17 protein-coding genes are annotated in these 18889 nt (G+C 41.0%); 6 read left to right on the forward strand and 11 right to left on the reverse strand.

The genetic code is table 11. From position 1 onward, the window contains the following. Positions 1-265 precede the first annotated feature (265 nt). Positions 266-721, reverse strand: a complete 456-nt coding sequence (locus MHN81_RS20985; RefSeq protein ID WP_023401936.1) for an NUDIX hydrolase — start codon at positions 719-721, stop codon at positions 266-268. A 254-nt stretch (positions 722-975) separates the two neighbouring features. Continuing rightward, entirely contained in the window at positions 976-1368 is a 393-nt protein-coding gene (locus MHN81_RS20990; protein WP_023401935.1) for a hypothetical protein, read from the reverse strand. Positions 1369-1746: 378 nt separating this feature from the next. Here MHN81_RS20990 and MHN81_RS20995 point away from each other — a divergent pair, with 378 nt between their 5' ends. Both MHN81_RS20995 and MHN81_RS21000 read left to right on the forward strand, forming a co-directional pair. Then, on the forward strand, positions 1747-3759 hold the full coding sequence (locus MHN81_RS20995; RefSeq protein WP_239426620.1) for a protein-disulfide reductase DsbD domain-containing protein: 2013 nt from the start codon (positions 1747-1749) through the stop codon (positions 3757-3759). Next, positions 3743-4351, forward strand: a complete 609-nt coding sequence (locus tag MHN81_RS21000) for a redoxin domain-containing protein (RefSeq protein ID WP_239426621.1) — start codon at positions 3743-3745, stop codon at positions 4349-4351. The genes MHN81_RS20995 and MHN81_RS21000 overlap by 17 nt, the downstream gene beginning before the upstream one ends. 128 nt (positions 4352-4479) lie before the next feature. On the opposite strand, the gene MHN81_RS21005 is transcribed toward MHN81_RS21000, so the two are convergent. The 7 genes from MHN81_RS21005 to MHN81_RS21035 all read right to left on the reverse strand — a co-directional run bounded on the left by MHN81_RS21005 (position 4480) and on the right by MHN81_RS21035 (position 12521). Then, positions 4480-4704 (reverse strand): hypothetical protein, encoded by a 225-nt coding sequence (locus MHN81_RS21005; RefSeq protein ID WP_023401932.1) that lies wholly within the window; start codon positions 4702-4704, stop codon positions 4480-4482. A 2-nt stretch (positions 4705-4706) separates the two neighbouring features. Next, the gene (locus MHN81_RS21010) at positions 4707-5774 is read right to left on the reverse strand and encodes a hypothetical protein (protein ID WP_023401931.1); all 1068 of its coding nucleotides are present in this window, start codon (positions 5772-5774) and stop codon (positions 4707-4709) included. Positions 5775-6054: 280 nt separating this feature from the next. Beyond that, entirely contained in the window at positions 6055-6834 is a 780-nt protein-coding gene (locus tag MHN81_RS21015) for a hypothetical protein (RefSeq protein ID WP_239426622.1), read from the reverse strand. Between the two features lie 351 nt (positions 6835-7185). Further along, positions 7186-8400: a hypothetical protein gene (locus MHN81_RS21020; protein ID WP_239426623.1), complete on the reverse strand. Its 1215-nt coding sequence runs from the start codon at positions 8398-8400 to the stop codon at positions 7186-7188. A 512-nt stretch (positions 8401-8912) separates the two neighbouring features. Further along, the gene (locus MHN81_RS21025; RefSeq protein WP_023401928.1) at positions 8913-9815 is read right to left on the reverse strand and encodes a hypothetical protein; all 903 of its coding nucleotides are present in this window, start codon (positions 9813-9815) and stop codon (positions 8913-8915) included. Positions 9816-10582: 767 nt separating this feature from the next. Further along, positions 10583-11287 carry a cupin domain-containing protein gene (locus MHN81_RS21030; protein ID WP_023401927.1) on the reverse strand — a complete coding sequence of 235 codons (705 nt, stop codon included), beginning with the start codon at positions 11285-11287 and terminating at the stop codon, positions 10583-10585. 514 nt (positions 11288-11801) lie between these two features. Continuing rightward, entirely contained in the window at positions 11802-12521 is a 720-nt protein-coding gene (locus tag MHN81_RS21035; RefSeq protein WP_023401926.1) for an SDR family oxidoreductase, read from the reverse strand. Between the two features lie 79 nt (positions 12522-12600). On the opposite strand from MHN81_RS21035, the gene MHN81_RS21040 reads away from it, so the two are divergent. Beyond that, a complete protein-coding gene (locus MHN81_RS21040) occupies positions 12601-13719 on the forward strand; it encodes a LysR family transcriptional regulator (protein WP_023401925.1) in 1119 nt (372 codons plus the stop codon). A gap of 103 nt (positions 13720-13822) precedes the next feature. Here the strand turns inward: MHN81_RS21040 and MHN81_RS21045 are convergent, their stop codons facing one another. After that, the gene (locus MHN81_RS21045) at positions 13823-14446 is read right to left on the reverse strand and encodes a hypothetical protein (RefSeq protein WP_239426624.1); all 624 of its coding nucleotides are present in this window, start codon (positions 14444-14446) and stop codon (positions 13823-13825) included. A gap of 174 nt (positions 14447-14620) precedes the next feature. On the opposite strand from MHN81_RS21045, the gene MHN81_RS21050 reads away from it, so the two are divergent. Together MHN81_RS21050 and MHN81_RS21055 are read left to right on the forward strand one after the other, a co-directional pair. Further along, positions 14621-15172, forward strand: coding sequence for a TetR/AcrR family transcriptional regulator (locus MHN81_RS21050; RefSeq protein ID WP_023401923.1), 552 nt, complete (start codon positions 14621-14623; stop codon positions 15170-15172). Between the two features lie 263 nt (positions 15173-15435). Further along, positions 15436-16332: a hypothetical protein gene (locus MHN81_RS21055; protein ID WP_239426625.1), complete on the forward strand. Its 897-nt coding sequence runs from the start codon at positions 15436-15438 to the stop codon at positions 16330-16332. Between the two features lie 220 nt (positions 16333-16552). Here the strand turns inward: MHN81_RS21055 and MHN81_RS21060 are convergent, their stop codons facing one another. After that, positions 16553-16978, reverse strand: coding sequence for a VOC family protein (locus MHN81_RS21060; RefSeq protein WP_239426626.1), 426 nt, complete (start codon positions 16976-16978; stop codon positions 16553-16555). Between the two features lie 319 nt (positions 16979-17297). On the opposite strand from MHN81_RS21060, the gene MHN81_RS21065 reads away from it, so the two are divergent. Beyond that, positions 17298-18881, forward strand: coding sequence for a pentapeptide repeat-containing protein (locus MHN81_RS21065; RefSeq protein WP_023401920.1), 1584 nt, complete (start codon positions 17298-17300; stop codon positions 18879-18881). Positions 18882-18889: the final 8 nt, after the last annotated feature.

Consider the following 18889-nt stretch of genomic DNA (forward strand, 5'->3'; position numbering starts at 1 on the left):
AAATCACTCATCATAAAAAGTTAGGCGTCAATTGACCTAGTTACTCTGCTCAATTACGACTCTTTGCGAGCAAAAATATGCCACTTCGCTTAGCTGGATCAGAGCAATTAACCTAGAGGTGCGAACACAGAATGTACTCGCGATAGAAAGGGAATGTTAAAAATCTGCAATAACAGCGATGACCTAGCAAATAAGCCTACAGCGTGAACACGCTCTAGGCCTTTGAGTAAAGTCTTTTAAAAGGTGTATAGTCACTACACTTCACTCAGTAGTTTATCAGTTCCCTGAGCTCAATCACTTTAGGTTGAACACTTGGTTGTTTCACTTTTTCCCAAAAATCTTCTTTGAGCATAGGGGGATATACTTCGTTTACCTCCAGGGTTTCCCTATCCATAAAGGTAGCATCCACAATGTATTCTATGGTTGCTTCTTGCGCAGTGCAGTCTAAAGTACCGCCAGTGAGTTCACAGTGATACCAAAATTTTACTGAACGTTCTTTTGGGAAATGCATTTGTTCGATATACATAAGCTTATTGACAGATACATCGAGTCCTGTTTCTTCTTTTACCTCGCGGATCACGGCCTCTTCTAAAGACTCGACTCCTTTGACACCTCCTCCAGGAGACACCCAAAAGTTATATCGGCCCGCTCTTTTATGATTGACCATCAACAGTTTGTCATCTTGAACCACAAAAGCCCCAACACATATTCTATGTTCCATGTTTTTATTTTCACCTCATATTTTTATAGGCTCACACTTGCAATAAACATGAGCCAATGGACCTAGTTTTTATATAGTGTCATCACCGGAGTGGGAGTTTGCACTGGCTTTATTGTCGCCAGTTAGCATGACGAAATATGTTGGCACATATTAAGGAAGTTATTTAGGGTTAGTTTGTTACTCCAACCCCAATTAAAGAATCAAACACTTTTAACTAAATTGAGGATCCGCTTTATCTATTTTCAAAAACAAGATCACACTCTAGAAAAAGCACTTTTGCGTTTTAAACCTCCACCACAGTATGGACAGGCTAACGATGTGGTAAGGATCGTTCTACCACAGTCATTGCAGTCGCTCTGCTCTTTTGTATTGACACGCCCGTCAGCCTTTCCGTCCATCAAATCCACTTTGTCGACGTATTTTTTGAGATCGCCCTCCGTTAAACCGGAATGATCTTTGAGCAAAGTCCACATGGCCATCGTCACAAGCTTAAGCTGTTCATGGCGGCGCTCTAGCTCCCGAAGGCGGGCTTCATTGGAAGTTATCTTTCCGTCTTGATACTTATCTTTCTCAAGGTTATTGCGGAGCCCATCTTGCACTTTACCAATTTGCCTATGCTGAAACATGTCCCAGATAAAATCAATCATATCGACTCCTATGAAAAGTTGTTAACACCTAAAAATAAAGCAAATAAGAAAAATATACTTTTAGCGACAATTATGCGATAAACCTGCACAAGTACACACAGTCCACATTGCCATCAGCGACAGTGAAAATGAATATCAAGTAACTCACCATTTCTCTTCACAAGCTGTCATAATAATCAATTGGCCCCTTACTAAATCTGAATATTCGAGGTGTTATAAACCTATTGAGTACCAAACGACCTACAAATGCACGTTAGTCGCAAATCATTTCATGCCACGTAAGTACATAGTAGGCTTATTAAGTTGGGTGTTTTATGAACTAAATTATTGAGTTTTGAGACTACAATAATAAAAGACATTTTCGGAACAGATACTTGCATGGTTAAACTTTTCTTTATTTTTCTGTTGGTATTTTCATGTGGAGGATTTGCACAGAATTCAGCCACAGGGCCACATATTGAAGTTTCGCTGGTATCCGAAACCAGTCAACTCAGCATAGGGAAAATCCATTGGATAGGCATCAAACTGAATCCGGAACAAGGTTGGCATACCTACTGGCTAAATCCGGGTGATTCCGGAGAAGCCCCTAAAATTGACTGGCACAGTGATGCGCTAGAGTTTGGAGATATTCAATGGCCAATCCCTAAAGCAATAGAGGTAGCGCATTTAGTGAACTATGGCTACGAAGGCAATACCTTACTAATGGTGCCAATAACGCTTAAAGACGAGACCCTTACCCATGTAACCATCAAGGCCGACTTGTCTTGGCTAGTCTGCAAAGAGGACTGTATACCAGGGTGGGCTAAGTTAGAACTAAATTTACCAATCGTGCCAACAGGGCAAGCTATCGTCTATTCCGAGCACCAAACCCTATTTGAGCAAACTCGCCTGCGTTTGGCGAACAAGTCATTCATTGAGGCTCAATTTGAGCTAAGCGAAAGCCATATAGCTGTGCAAATGGCATTGCCGTATCAATCTAACTGGCAGATATTTCCATTTAGAGGCGATGTGATCCAGCACAATGCTGTGCAAGTTTGGACACAATCACAAGATGCGGCCCAACTAATGTTACCATTATCTGATTATTTTTCGTCACAACCCGACTCACTGAAGTTTTTAATTAGCGACACCGAGTCTGGGTACTATGTCCATGCCTTGCCCAATTCACCCGACTTTAGTCGCACCGATAACGCTTCAACGAAACCGCTTTGGGTTATTTTAGCTTTCGCATTTCTTGGAGGTTTAATCCTCAATATCATGCCTTGTGTACTGCCCGTATTGTCGATGAAGGCCATAGCGCTGAGTTCGACAGAGCGTAAAAGTCACTGGGGGTATCCACTAGGGGTCATTATCAGCTTTTGGCTATTTGCTGCGGTAGTCGTTTCACTGAAGGCGGCCGGCAGTGCCATTGGCTGGGGGTTTCACCTACAAGAGCCCTTGCTGATTGCTGCACTGGCCTTTTTGTTCACTTTCATCGCAATGATATTGTGGGACTTAGTGCCACAAAGCGCAAACATGTCAGGAATTGGACATTCATTGACACAAGGCAGCTCTTTCTTCAGTCAGTTTTTTACTGGTGTACTTGCGGTTATCGTTGCTTCCCCATGTACAGCGCCATTTATGGCGACGGCACTAGGTGTTGCCATGCTTAGCCCTGCATTTGAAACCTGGCTAGTTTTTACTGCCTTGGCAGTTGGTTTTGCGCTTCCTATGACACTACTACCTATGTCGCCACACTTTGCAAAGGTATTGCCAAAGCCCGGAATATGGATGGAAACCTTTAAACATTTCCTTGGCTTTCCTATGCTTGCGACTGTGGTGTGGTTGGTTTGGATATTTTTATCTCAAACCGGCAGCCTAGGCCAATTGTGGTTATTGTCTGGGCTATTACTATTTGCACTCTTTATCTGGCTATCGAGTAAAATGAATCGCCCTTTTAGCTATATTCTCGTGCTCATGGCAGTCGGTATGGCAGTACTTTCAAGCATTAAAGGCACACAAATTACTAGCGATAGTCAGCAACTCAGTTCTGGCCAATTTAATGAACAAAAACTCACGCATCTACGTAATGAAAATCATGTTGTGGTAGTGAATATGACCGCCGACTGGTGTATTACTTGTAAGGTAAATGAACAAGTCGCCTTTAAAGATAAAGCGCTAAAAGCACTCTTTGAAGAAGAGGACGTCGACTATCTAGTCGGAGATTGGACCAACAAGAATTCAACTATTTTAAACTATTTGACGCAATATCAACGATCTGGTGTCCCCTTGTATGTTGTGTATGCAGGAAACCACAGTAAACAGATTTTGCCTCAAGTTTTAACACCTGAGATAGTAATCGATGCTATCTATGAAGCTAGGAGGGAAATTAACAATGCAACGTTTAATTAAATGGTTTTTAATTACACTCTTTTTTGCCCCGGCCATGAGCATGGCGGCAGCAAAAATAGACGCTATGGCACCTGATTTTACACTGCAAGATTCTTATGGAAAAACGGTGACTTTATCAGATTTCAAAGGTAAATATGTGGTACTAGAATGGACAAACCACCTTTGCCCCTATGTCAAAAAGCATTACGGTAGCGACAATATGCAGTCGCTGCAACGCAAGTACACGCAACAGGATGTGGTTTGGCTGTCAGTCATTTCCTCTGCAAAAGGTAAACAGGGGCACGTTGATGCCGACAAAGCCAATAGCCTGACCAAAAGTCGAAATGCATCTCCATCTCATGTGTTATTCGATGAGTCGGGGACAGTTGGTCGTCTTTACAAAGCCAAAACGACGCCCCATATGTACATCATTACTCCTGAGGGTAAATTGAGTTACGCAGGTGCCATTGACAGTATAAAATCGGCAAACCCCGCAGACATACCAAAAGCGACCAACTATGTCGTCAGTAGCCTAACCAACTTATTGGCAGGTAAAGCCATCAACAAGAAAATTACTAAACCGTATGGCTGCTCAATTAAATACAAGAGTTAGTCGATGCAATTGAGTTAGAGATAGAGATAGAAATAAGCTGGAAATATTGCAAGGCTTAGCAATCTTGCTACACCAGCTTATTTCAACGTCTTAACAGTGAAATCTAACTTCCTCCAAATCACCGTTGATTAGTTTTCAGCATTGGGGTCGCTAGACTTTCTCTCTATTTTACTCGTAAGCGCAGTCGTCAATGTACCAAAGAAAAACCCTAAAATGACACCACCCCAATTAACCAGTACTTCTGGCAGCTCATTTTCAGGGTATTTCACGGTCACAATTGCGACGGGAAGGATCACCATGACCGCCAATATGGAAGCCACAACAACCAAAACGCTAATGTGCCAATTAGACATATTTACCTCCTTTCTACGATGTTTTTGAGTAGAGTTGTTGCGTCACGTATCCGTTTCGAGCTAGGTTTATTATCATGCTTAAAAATCGATTCGTACTGCTGTATCGTCACTAGTAACTTTTTAGCCATGTCATAGTACAAAGTGTCTTTTGCTATATCCTCCCGTGAGGTATAAGGAAACCCTGTCACTTTTTCAAAGCTCGTTAACCAATCCCCTAAAAAAGTACGTATTGTTGATCCCTTTTTTATTACCGCGTTATTGTCAAAATAGCTTTGGATCACCATAGCCGCGTCAAAATGGTTGCCCGTCTTTTGATACAACTTGTATTCACCCTGATAGGGCCTCGCGTTTGCTGGATTTGCCTTTTTAGCAACGGCATAAGCCGACACCGCCACATCAAAATAGGAAGTTGTCGCGTCAATCTCTTTTTCAGGATCTGGTACATTTGTATATACGTGGCCGAGTTGTAAAAATAGCTTATATCTCTCACGATCACTGAGGCCTTCTGTATAATTCAAAAAGTCGCCATCAGTGGTCAGATCCATATGTCTGATTGGCAGTGTATTTTGGGTCTTTAACGCATCGCCAATCAGCCTTACTTTGTAAGAGTAGATGTCAAAGCTTTGATAGATGGCACTTGCAGAATCCAGCTGATCCAATGCCTTAATATAATCGCCTGTTAAGGCAGACTTTTTTGCAGAAAGCACTAGAGTATCTGCTAGGTGCTCCTTTGTCCTAACATTGATGTGGTGTTCTGTTTTGCCACTAAAGCCTGTTCTTATCTTATCGCGCTCTGGGTCAACCTGCACAAAGTCAGTATGTTCGACAAACAAAGTAATATGCTCCTTAGCAAATTCATCTGGCGGTAGCCGTTTACTGAATGTACCGTCCGACGCAAAATACTCCGCTTCGATACGCTCTCCTTTGGCGAACAGGACCACTCTAGCGTTTTCAATATGTTGACTTGGTGGGGTTTGATTTATGACCGAACCGGCGACTAAAATACTCTTGCTAAAGCAGCCTGCAGAGAAAAAAACAACCAGTATGGCAAAGAAAGATTTCAACATCATACGCCCTCCTCTGGCCCGCTTTTTATTCAATTATTCAATGACACTACTAGCATAGCAGCAGGTACCAACTTTTGCGTTTATTTAACACATCATAAAAAGGAGTAATAACTCTATCAGCATCAACACATTCACATGCGTGACTAATTGCTAAAGCGAATTAATTTAAATAAACAGACCAGCCAAAAGCAAATCACAAGAACCATTTAACCACACAAATTTAAAACAGAAATTTTTATACCTTCAATATGAAAACAAGGAGTAAAAATGCAATATAAGCCAATTACTTGTTATTTTTCTTTGCAGCTCGTTTTTGCTTTATCCGTTTCTCCATATTAATATAGTCTTGCACTCCATCTTCAACAACGTAGTAAGTCACTAGAATCTCTTCAGCTGGTAGTTTCATTGCGGCTTCTTTGAGATCTTTTAAAGACTCTAATTTATCCACCACCTCTAGTGGATTGTCATTAATATTCAAAAAATTCTCTTCGCCAAGTTGTTTTGAAGCTTGATTGCCATCCATTTCTCTGTTTACTTCCCGCAAATACAATGGCAAATTACGTATATTTTCTACTTGTCGTTTAGCACTTATATATTCTCCTAATTTTTGCAAGCGTTCGTTTGTTTTTGTTACAAAGTCATGTTTGAACTTCCATGGCATTTTATATAAATTCATCCTTGTTTTAGCAATTGCTGTTTCTAATGATTTTCTCTCTGCCCATCCCGATTCGAAAAACTGTTTAATTCGGCTTTTTTCTATTCCCAGCTCCGTAAACCTCCCTGTTTTACGTATGGAATCTAAATTTCTAGCGGCCCAAATTGCATTATTGTATTTATTGACACTTTCCTTCTCCAACTCTGTTAACGCTTCAATTTGCAATGGTGTAATTTGATCTTCAGACTCTTTGTTTTGTGCGATTACTTGAGAACCCGTAATATCAGTTGTTGGTTTACTTGGTCCTTTTTGCATTAGAATCATTTCTGACTCTTTGTTTTGTGGCTTAATCTGATTACCCGTAATTCCTGTTGCTGGTTTAATCGGTCCTTTTTGACTTTGCATCACTTTCTGACTCCTTATTATTAAAAAAAACCTTCAAATTAACTCTAACCATATAAATTTAATATATAACTTTTAAACCAACCATAAGCAACCAAACAAACACAACACCAAAAACAACAAAAACATTAAAATACAAAATAACATTATAATTAAGTTTTCTTTAAATATGACAACCCCAGAGCAATGAGGTTCCACGCTAAGAAATGAATGGCACTTATGTCACTTGCATGACAAATAAAAAAGGCTAGATTAACTATAAACTAAAAATCATGGTGCAATTACCTTATCCAATTAAGGTAAAAAATAAACTAATTTAAATATGAAAAAGCATGAAGCTTAACTACTTACAGGTTACTATTTTTTTTGAGTGTTCCACTTATACACGTTGTCCTCATACCCATCTTCAAAAGCACTTTGATCTATAGAGGTCCCCATTCCTGTTTCAATCGCTCCTTTTCGTGCAGGATTTTCCAACCCTTTAACAACTGTATACAAATCAACTAACGATTTGGCCCTGTCGCCCGGAGCGGAAGTGAGTTTTTGGTCGTGCAAAAACTTAAACATTTTTTTCCATTTGGTAACTGACACATCGGTCGCGTTCGTGCCATCCTTCGTGGTGTCGTCAGTCGCTGTTTGCACAACGGTTTCAACTATACTGGTAATTTTAGCCGCGCCTTCGAGCACACTATCTCCTTTAGAAGGGTGAATATCAGCAGCTGCCCGAGTAAAGTAAGTTGTCGGCTCTGGATAATAAATTTTTAGTGGATGTTTATCATATAGTTCTTTTCTTTTATCAACTTCATAGCCGTTAAGTTCATCTAAAAAGGTTTGGTATTTATAATCTTCAGACTCTTGTAAATCGCTCGCCCCTGTCGAGCTCCAGTGGTAAGGCGTTGTAAGAACTAAAGGCATATTGAGCGTATCAGACACAATACTTTTGGCCCCTTTTGAATCACCAATTGCTTTAGCAGCAGCGTCAAGACCATTCTCTATTTCAGACTCCGACCAGTCTTGATCATCATCCGCTGTTTTGTATATCAAGTCTCGTCGCTCATCTCCCGCAAGCCACTTGTTTGCACCCCAGTGCCCTAAAGCGGTTGTATGAGCAAGCTCTCGCCACGCGCGAAAAGGGAAGTTAGTTCTTATTGGCCGCCCTATTTTATTTTGCTTTCTCGCGAGATCTGATGAATTTAAATTTGCCCAAATCCAAGTCGCAGATCCCCAACGCAAGAAGTTTTCAATGTAACCAAAGGTGTCATCTGACTTTTTTTCATAATCTCGCTTTTTAACTTTGTCATACTTGTATTTGGTACCATTTATTTTTGTACTGCCCTTTTTAACTGCCCCTTGGTTTAAATCAGGTTCCCCATCAGCATTTCCTTCTCTTTTGTTAAAGCCAATGGCGTAGAAAATTCTATTTTTCAAACTCGGTTTTAAGCCACTGTGTTTTGCAACGACACTGTTTATTAGTTTCCGATCTGTGTGCAAGCCTTTTTCAGCAGGCGCTATCATTTCAACAATGACACCTGTCTCCTTCTTTGGCTGCTCACTTTGATCTGCATTCAGCATAACGCATCCTTAGTTTTGTTTATGAATTGAAAAGCGCATTTGTGCTGGGCAAAAACAACCGCAGTAAGCCGTCAACCTCTGAGCATATAGACTGACTCACATGCAGCACAAAGCTAATTTGTGATTTAAAATAATTAAGTTAGAGATTTAAATTTAAAAAAGGGGGCGAAGAGCTTGTTCTATAACACAATCAAATTGTGGGTCCACTGATTTGAATTCTCACTTGTGTCATCTCGGTGGAAATATGATTGATGTGTTATACAGCTAGATAAGTTGCCGTCAACAAGGTTGACCATGTTGTAAAACACCAGCTCATATTCGAACACTGTAAAATTAAGAGCTTATACGGCTTCAAAACGTGGGTTACTGATGACGCAGGCCGCTCGGCCCCTTCAAATGATTGAGATTACGTCATTGAATTTGGATATCTACATAAACAGTCTTGAGATATCGTCAATAAAATGAGCAGTCGTTTTTTAATACAAAACTGAAAAGCCATTTTCTAGTACGAGTTATACCCACTTTTTGAAGGTCAAATCAGGAGTTGTCGTTACGACCTCATAAGCATCAGAAGTATGATTGCCCTTTCCTGCCCCAGAGTGATAGCCATTGGCGGTGACACTTTTACCAATCTTCGTAAACCAGAACTTCCAGCGCCCCTTCACCCGCTCTAGTGAGTCTGTCAGCTCGTAACCTGAGTTGGGGACTACCTTATCTTTCACATCGGTACGACCACATTTAAAGATACAGGTTTGTGTGATATGGCCATCATAACGGGTGCCGTCTTTGTCCGGTTTTAGCTTATTCTTGTCGATAGAACCATACGAGATGCGCGTGTGAGAATCACTCCCTGGTGAGTCGCCATCCAGATAGTCTGAGTTTTCTCCCGGGCCAACTGTTAACGGACCAACAGGCGCGCCCCCCTGCACTTGCTCTGAGATCATTACCTCATCCAACCAACTATAGTCGTTTGGCACGCCATCGCTCTCATAGGCATCAGAGACTTCCATAATGGCCTCATCATCATCGACAAGACTATTTTTCGCGCTGGGAAGATCCCAGTTTTGTGGGTACGAGGCAATCGCAAAATGATTGGTGATTGGTGAATCATCGATTTCTTTATTCTCAGATTTTACCATCAGCTCTTCACCCAGTTTGGTTTGCTGTTTTGGACTAACGGTGATTTCTATTTCTTTGCTTAATTTAACATCACCGAGCACCGAGACGTCGCCCTTGGTTTTGGATTGGTTACCTTTTGCATCATATAATGCCAGTTTCAACTCCTCTTGCTTAATCGTACCTTCAACTTTTGCAGCCACTTTGGCCGACGCGCCCCCCGGACGAAGACGCTCATAGGTTCCCAACTTTGTTGCTTCCTTAATATCTTCTGAAGCTGTGATTTTTGGTTTCATCATAATAAAGATCCTTAATATTGATGGTGCCACTTACATAGTTTTACTACTACTTGCATGTAAAAAGGATTGAGCCACCTTATAAAGAAGATGCTTAATCCCTTATTTACTCGGTTCTTTAAAATCTGCTTTCAACCAAAATTCATCTTGGTTAGATTTGGAAATCACTCTCTATCTGGTCTAATAGGCTGGAAGCTAGAAACAACAAAACAATTTCTTTCTTTGAATGCGCCCTATAAATACCGGATAGTTAATTAGTCTGTTTGTATGCCAACTGCCATCGGATCATATACATCTACACATCATTGCCATTAATAAATAGCGCTGCAAATATTTATTTTTTAGCGTGCACAAAGGAGGCTGTAAGTACCAACTATCAACATTATTGCTTATATACTGGCGCGGTATGTACAGCCGAAATCGTTGGTAATCATCACTGAGTTTTAAGCGTTCCGTATCAGTAAAAGTGCGTTATTTTGAGGTTTTTAGTCGTATTTAGGCAGCAATACAGCGCCGTCGCTTAACGCGCAATGCGTTATAACGGCTTCGCTGCATCACCTACATTTAGGTAATCTTATTTAATAATACCGCTGTTTTTATTGGAAAACGCAATATACGCTGCGCTTTATTAATACCAATAACGCAGCCAATGCGATTTTGTGAACAATATTATGATTTTAAAAAGGCAAGTAAACCCACGCTAAACCTGTTCATAACGTCCAAAGGCACCCAGTCGGCTAAACGTTTGAGGTGATTCACCCAACCTAAAGTTAAATATCACAAACACGCTCTGGTGTTTCATAGCCCCCCAATGCATCAATAAACTCATCTCCCCATTCCATCACTTTATGTTCACTTAACTCCACAAGCCCTTGCGCTTGCAGCGCCACAACTCTATTGGCGACTTGCTCCAATTCATCGACATGGCAGGGTTTAAATAGATCCGGATAATCTTGTGCGATGACTTTCGCTTTTTTAGGGCACACAGTATGCAGTGGATGTTCAAAGGGCACATAGGGTCCGAGCATTACTTCAACTACCATGGGGGCATCTTCTGCCCCCCAAAAACAGTGTGGCGTCGCATGTGGAAACAATATCACGTCACCTGGCCCCACTTCTTTTTTTGCCATTTTTCCCTTATAAGTTTGCACAATGGCTGTACCATAGCCCTCCAACACAGTGATCAAACGGCTACTTAACGGGTGAACATGCATATCCCCTTTGGCCGCTGATTTTGGCGGAAACATATCAAAGCCGAATGAAAGCCCATCCTCTTGTTGTTTAACAATTTTAGTCAACATGCAATCAATTTTTTCCCAAGGAAAAGCGTCGAATTTTTTATAGTCTGGCAATGCCTTTAAAGGCAAGCGATCAAAGTGCTTCCCCTGCTGCCATTGAACGAGTACAAATTGGTCCAGCTGTGCTTTGGTGAGTTTTTGCCTGTTATTTAATAGGCTCAGTAAATTATCTGTCATTTTCATACTCCTTTTTGAAAAACTGTTTCAGACTTAAGAATCTAATACGTCTGTATTGGAAGCTATCATCAGGCTAAAAGCAGACGGCTTAGCTCTGTCTCCTAAAGTAATTTCCCAATGTTTGCTTTTAACGAGCATTTCCAGCGACACAAGTCACCGCCCAAACTTCTATGTATAAATTAGATATACCTTCAACTTCATAAATTTTCGGCCCGCGAAAATGCTAACCCAAGGTTTCAAAAATGTAAAAACAAATATTCAAATTCATGATTGAGGCGAGAAAGCATTCCGTTGATTCAGTGCATGCAAAGAAAATACAGAATAGTAAGTTGGACATTGCTGCCAAATATGAGGTTACTTAATTACACAACAAAGGCCGGAGTTATTCAGGCTATTTCACATAAGTGCCCACTGTGTTGAGCTGCTTAATCACCAGTTCTTGCGCAACAGCCATGGCAGAGTGAATTACTCTGCCATGAAGAGCTCAATGCCGGTGTTGCTTTTGTTCTCTGTGCTAAGGTTGCTGACGTGTTGCAGCAATTGCAAGCTCTCGAATGCACACGTATTGTGGCTGCTCTTGAATAAACAGTGCAGCTCTGGCGATGTCATCCGCGATTAACGCTCCGCCCATGGTCTGTTTCCAGTCTTCATAACCGGTTTTAATCTCTGTTGAAGTTGTATGACTTAATAACTCTGTTTCCACCGCGCCTGGACAGATACTTGTCACCCTAACACCAAACTCTGCAACTTCTTCGCGTACATTTTCACTGATAGCAGACACCGCAAACTTAGTACCACAGTACGCCGCATGATTAGGAAATGTTTTCTTTCCAGCAATTGAGCTAACGTTAATTATCGTCCCACTTTGTCTTGATTTCATAGGCTCAAGCACAGCTTGCATGCCCCCTAACAAAGCCAATACATTAACATCAAACATCTTCGTCCATTCACTGCGCTCTTGAGTATCAATTTGCCCAAGTAACATGACGCCAGCATTGTTAATAAGGCACTCGACAGGGCCATATTGGGCCTCTGCTTTTGCGATCGCTTTTTCAAATGCCTGTCTATCCGTTACATCGACTTGTTCACATAAACAATTTGGTAGGTCGAGCGCGACCAATTTCTCAATACGTCTAGCAACGAGTAAAAGTGGGTAACCAGCTGCACTAAAACGCCTCGCTATAGCCTCTCCGATACCCGAACTTGCTCCGGTAATAACAACCAGTTTTTTCATACGATTTCTCCAATATTTAATGCGTTAGTCTTGCCTACAAAGCTCTGTTATTGTGAATAAGTGCGCTGCAATATCAGTTATGCGCCGAACAGTTGCTTATTCGACCTACTTTATTGGTGAAACAGACGTGAGTGTTCAGCTTACCTTTTTCGTTTCACATAGCACTTTTCAAGTAAATGAAGCTGCAAGCAACTTCGAACGCTATTGTATAAAATCGTCTATTGGTGATATATACTTATCAATTCACATCAATGTTTACTATAAGTTACCAATAGAGTCACTTTATGGACCAAGTAATATGAATAAAGCCGTGAGCTATTCAGATATAAAAAGCTTTTTAGTGTTGGTCGAGTCAGGCAGTTTTACCAATGCTGCACAAACACTGCGCTGTTCTCGGTCCCACGTTTCCAAACAGTTGACTCAACTTGAGTCTGACTTGGGTGTGAGCTTGATGGTTAGAACAACACGAACACAACACCTCACTGATGCAGGTGAGATCTTCTATGAAAAATGCAAGCAGTCATTTTTAGGCATTGAATCGGCCATTGAGCGCGCCAAAGAGCAGGCTTCTAGCCTATCGGGGAAACTTAAAATTAATAGCGTTGGTGGCTATATCGGCGAAAACATCATCGGCCCTTTGGTGTCAGACTTTATGAAAGCACACCCAGAGATAAGCGTTGTACTGGATTTCAGTAGTCAAAGGGTTGACTTGGTCTCGGGCGAATTTGATTTTGTGTTTAGAATGGGAGAACTATTCGACTCAGCCCTGATCGCTCGAAAGTTGACAGATATTGAAGTCGGCACATTTGCCAGCCCAGACTATATTGAAAAGTACGGTCGCCCTACAGAGCCTAAAAACTTAGACAGGCACAAATGTATAGCTGGCAGCATGAACCAATGGAGCTTTGTAAATTCATCATCTGGGGCGAGGCAAAATATCAGTGTAAACGCTGATTTAGCCTGCAAAAATGGTCGAGTAATGCTCCACGGCGCACTACTTGGCAACGGCATAATTCGCGTACCAAATGTGTATTGCACCGATGAAGTTCAGCAAGGGCGCCTTGTTCCAATATTTAAAAATTGGCAGCCAGAGCCAACACCGTTTTATTTGCTCTACCTACAGGATAAACATCAATCTGCACGGATCATCGCTTTTAAAAACTTTGTTTTAACGCACTTTGCTAAATACTTTAAATAAGCCTGCCTTCTATATTTTGATGGCGTTTTGCTATTAACTGCGCACTGCCCGCTAGCTTAGCCTGCGTCACAACCCCTACGCAGGCTAAACACTCATAATACTACTAACTGGCTTCTACATTTGGTCTGTAGGGTTCCTCGCGCACACCGTGAGATAAAACCAGCTTAATAATGTAAATTGACGCCAACCATTCAAGCCCCGGCGGGCCGACAAAAACCAATTGACTCAACATAATCGAGAACATAACAATAAGCAGAGCAACGGGCCGATGAATATACTGTGGTAAACAATGGATCAACACAACTGACAACATCATCAATCCATACCAGAAAAATGCGTATGACCAACTGACATCAAAACACAGTGGTACTGCAAAAATCTGAAAATGTATCGCTGGGAATAAAAACTTACTGCCTACCAGCGTACCTAAAAAGTTCAGCTCTAGGGTTTGATTTGTATGTAAAAACCGTTTCATCGATCCTAAAGAATTGGTCAGCACACCTCCTACCATATCCAATGCCAAAAAACTGGCAACGACATACTGTAACACCGACCAATCGAGTGTACGCCACAGCGCAAAATATAGAATGACCGGCGCTAAAAACGCAGCATAATTGGCGATTGCACTTTCAGCCTTGGTCGGACTAAACCCTGCCGTAAAATTAAACTTACCCATACAGTGCCAGTCAATCTTTGCCCCATTAATGATGTGTTTATCTTGTGACATTTTTACCTCTACTTACAAAAGCCAAAATTAGCCGCATATTTTTATCGACCACTTGGACTATATAATAATCACAAGCGCAAAGTTTGATCAACCTTTTTAGTCCACTTGGTCCATAATATATTTATGCGTTATACTGGGCTGAGTAGAATTATTAGATAGATCATGAGCTAAACGATGCCAAAAGTTATTGACCGAGACGCATATCGGATTGAGCTGGCCACAAAAGCCATAGATATCTTTACAGAGCACGGATACAACGGCTTAGGGATGCGTGGCATTGCAGAGGCATTAGGTGTTTCTAAAAGTGCTTTGTATCACTACTTTCCGAGTAAAAAAGACTTGTTTGAAGCAAGTACGGAAATAGTCACACAAAAGCACAGCTTATATGGCACAGCAGATGAGCAAAGCATACCCACATCCAAAGCAGATGCATTACACGCAATCATCTCTACCTTAGACAGCCGATTTCAAGGCGAAATGGTACTGCTATTAGAATATATAAAAAACCGCGATCCGCAGGATATCGCCGACGATAAATTACTGCAAAAAGCAGACTCACGTTTTATGGATGAACTTGCGACCATAGTTGGCAGTGAGCAATCAGAACAGGCCTATGCATTAGTGATGGGCGGCTTATTACTTAGGCTATTAAATGGCCAACAAACCTCAATTGAAGTGATCAGCGATTGGATTAAAAATATGGCAAAAGTTAACCCCACTTCATAAACAACAACATTCATAAACCAGCTTCCTATCAACCCGATGGGAAGTAGCCATTTTGCAAGCAAGTTGCCGCGCTTTCCTTGCCAATCCATTCTAATGCGCTGATCTGAGCGTACAGCTCAGGCGCTAATTTTATTTATTTCACCTACGTATTTTATGTATCAAAAGCCTTTGATTCACATTTATTTCACCAAAAACCCTCTATTGATTCACAAAAAGAAGTTAAATATAATAATTCTCATTTTTATTAAAAGGATAATAACCAAATGAAATTACTCTCTGTACTCTTGTTGTTGCTGTTTTCTATACCTGCACTAGCAAAAAAACCAGTACGCGTGGTGGATATAGGCGTGATGGGCTTAGCTTCCCATGACTTATTTCAATGGAATGCACAAACACGAGAAAATGAAGAAAATGGACGTTTTGATTTAAGCACCATTTTTGACTATGCCAATGGCACAAAAATTTACCAAGGTGGCAACCCCAAAAACTCTTCAAATGCCGCAGTCTATTCAATTACACAAAACCTAGTGAGTTTTTATGCGGGTAAAAAAGCTACGCTGCTTATGTCTAGACAAATGACTGAAGAACAGGCACATATCATCGCTCGACAGCAAACTGTAGCGTTTTTTATGGGTATGGTCATTGAGTCTTACGAACGTTTTACCAACGCTAGGTTTCCTAACTATGCCCTTGCGCAAAGTGTTACCGACGATGAGCAAGGCGTAATGCGCGCACTGCATGATATTTTACCTGGCAAAATTTATGTCAATCGTAATTTCTCTCAGCAGCAGCTTGAAGTAACTGACTTTAAACTCGCGATGAACCAACTGTCTCCAACAGAAATGATGCAATATGTGAAGTTTTTTGATGGCGCATACGACGAAGAATACCTGCATGTTGTGATCCCTGGCTTCCCAGATTCTCGGGTAATCAATTTAAAAGAAATAGATCAAAATTTTATAGCAGAACAAACCAATTACAATTTGGATAATATGCTCCGAGAGTTGCATTTTTACGGTAAATTTCCTTTCTTCGGCAACCTTGTTGAATTTACCAGTTTTGGCTATCACCTAGAGAGCCTATTCGCAAAAGGTATATGCAATAAATATGTTGATGGAAGCCCAAACCCTTGGAACTCAGTTTTAATAGAGTGTTACTAATCGGCAATCTGACTTAAAAATATGGCTGGTGCTCATTTGCCAGCTATATTTAACTGCCCTCAAATGCTCAAGTGAGCAATTTTAAAGGGCTGTTGACTCTTCAACTTAATAATTGCTCCACCCTTTTGTGTCGAGTTCACTGCCATATATTAACCGGGTTTTATACACCCAAAGAGTAACGCTTAGTTTAGGGTAAGTCGTCATTCGCAAAACGGCGCTTTTACAAAGCCGCGCTATCGTAACACACTAACTCTAAGACATTTTGCTCTGGATCTTTTACATAAAGAGACTTCCAATGACACCAGTTATGCTGTGCGGTGATCACTTCACATCCCGCCTTTTCTAACCGAGATTTCTCTGCCAAATAGTCATCTGATGATATTTCCAATGCGAAGTGATGTAAGCTTGAGCATGCAGGCTCAATTGAACTGATGTTATCCTTAGCGAATGCGGTGGGCAGCTCTTGCGCAAATAAGCCTAATACTTGCGTATGTCCCCCGTACCCTTCTGCGATTTTAAACAAAGCGACTTTTGGTAATTCTTTGATTAGCTCAAGGCCAATAATGTTAGAATAAAAGCCTTTCATCTTATCTAGATCACGTACTCTGAGTACCGTTTCCCCTAACCCTTTAATTGCAGGATTCATCTATTTCTCCTTAAAACTATTTGGTGTATCTATGTAATTTTATAAATCCCTAATTTATGATATTTAAAAGGCATTAATGATCAAGTGCACTTTTCTCATTAATTTTAGTAAGTTACCAATATAGGCATACTCGTTCAACGCGATTCTCATCTGCAAAATACCGCTCTCACTTATGCCAGCTTTATTCTGCTTTGCAAGGCTCTAAATCTCATGCCAGTAAATGAGCTATGTCAACAAATCAACGACTCTGACCCCATTGATATGATTGAAAAAGAAACGTAAATTTAACCCCCACAAGCACCAAGGAGCAATAAACCCCATGGCAAGAGATGACAACAAAAAGACAATACTCGAGGGTCAAGCAGCGATAAACCTTTGGCTAGAAGGTGTCGATATCTGGAATCAGTGGGTAGCAGACAATCCTGTTGCTGATATCAGCTTTGTAGATGCTGATTTTAGGCAGTATGACAAGGTTTCGTTTGAGCGTTACATGTTCCCAAAAGGTCATGTTAACTTTTCCCGTGCACAGTTTGGCAAAGGTGATGTTTACTTTGATCGAGCGCGATTTGGAGAGGGTGACGTTGACTTTTCCAGTGCACAATTCGGTGAGGGTGATATTAGCTTTGAAGGTGCGCTATTCGGCATTGGTAGTGCTTATTTTTACAATGCTCAATTTGGTCAAGGCGAAATAGACTTTTCTCGAGCACAATTTAGTAAAGGTATTGTTAGCTTTGAGTTTGCACAATTTGGTGAGGGCGACGTTAACTTTTACTCTACACAATTTGGTGAGGGTGATGCTTACTTTTACAACACCCTGTTTGGTAGGGGCAATGTTTACTTTTACTGTGCGCAATTTGGTGAGGGCAATGTTAGCTTTGAAGGTGCACAATTTGGCCAAGGGTTTGTTAATTTTTACGGAACACAATTTGGTACGGGTGATGTTTACTTTGATGGCGTACAGTTTGAACAAGGCGATGTCAGCTTTTACGGTACACAATTTGGGGAGGGTACTATTGGCTTTTCCAATGTACAATTTGGGAAGGGCGATGTAAGCCTGGCATCAGCCAAAATTCTAGGACGGCTAGAATTTTCTAACCTTGTAAAAGTAAATAAAATTAGTGGCTTATCTTTCAAATTTACGACTTTTGAAGGCCCTGTTGACATGGATGGCAATGAGTTCCACTGCATTCCTGACTTTACCAATACAAAACTTTCCCACCAGCTAAGCTTGAGCCACTTCTCTGTTAAACCCAAAATGCGCAATAAAGGAAAGTTATTTGTAAAAACTCTCATCGGGTTACGGCGGATTTGGCTTGGTTCCCAACTTAGGTTCTCAAGCACTAAAAAAGCGATAAAACTCTCAAGAATAATGGCGAAAAAATTCCCTTGGTTAGCCCAAACTACTGCGGCTGATAGGCAAGATATAGATCGACTAAGACGACTTAAGGAATTGGCTGAAAGTAACAAACATCATAAGCTTGCTTTAGACCTACATATTGAGGAAATGAAATGTAGCCGCTGGATTGAAACGCCTTGGCACCAACTTTTCACTGAGTTTCTGTTTCAAAAGCTTGGCGATTATGGGCGTAGTGTTTTGCGACCCATAGTCTCACTCATTTTACTCTGGTTAGTATGCGCCCCAATATATGCAACAGCATCCAATAACAAAGAAATTTCCTTTGATGCACTCATATTTTCTTTTTCTCAAATGTTCTCCATAATACCGAGTTCAAAAGATGCACGTACAGAGTCATCTCAAGCACTTTACGGCACCTTGATTGACGGTAAACTAGTTGTGGACGTCCCTCACATGGTGTTTGTTGTAGCTGGGGTACAATCTCTTGCATCTGTTGCGCTGGTGTTTTTAATAGGTCTTGCACTGCGTAACAGGTTCAGAATATAAGGATTAAT

This window comes from Pseudoalteromonas sp. Of7M-16 (assembly GCF_022347805.1).
GTDB classification, from domain to species: Bacteria; Pseudomonadota; Gammaproteobacteria; order Enterobacterales; family Alteromonadaceae; genus Pseudoalteromonas; species Pseudoalteromonas luteoviolacea_F.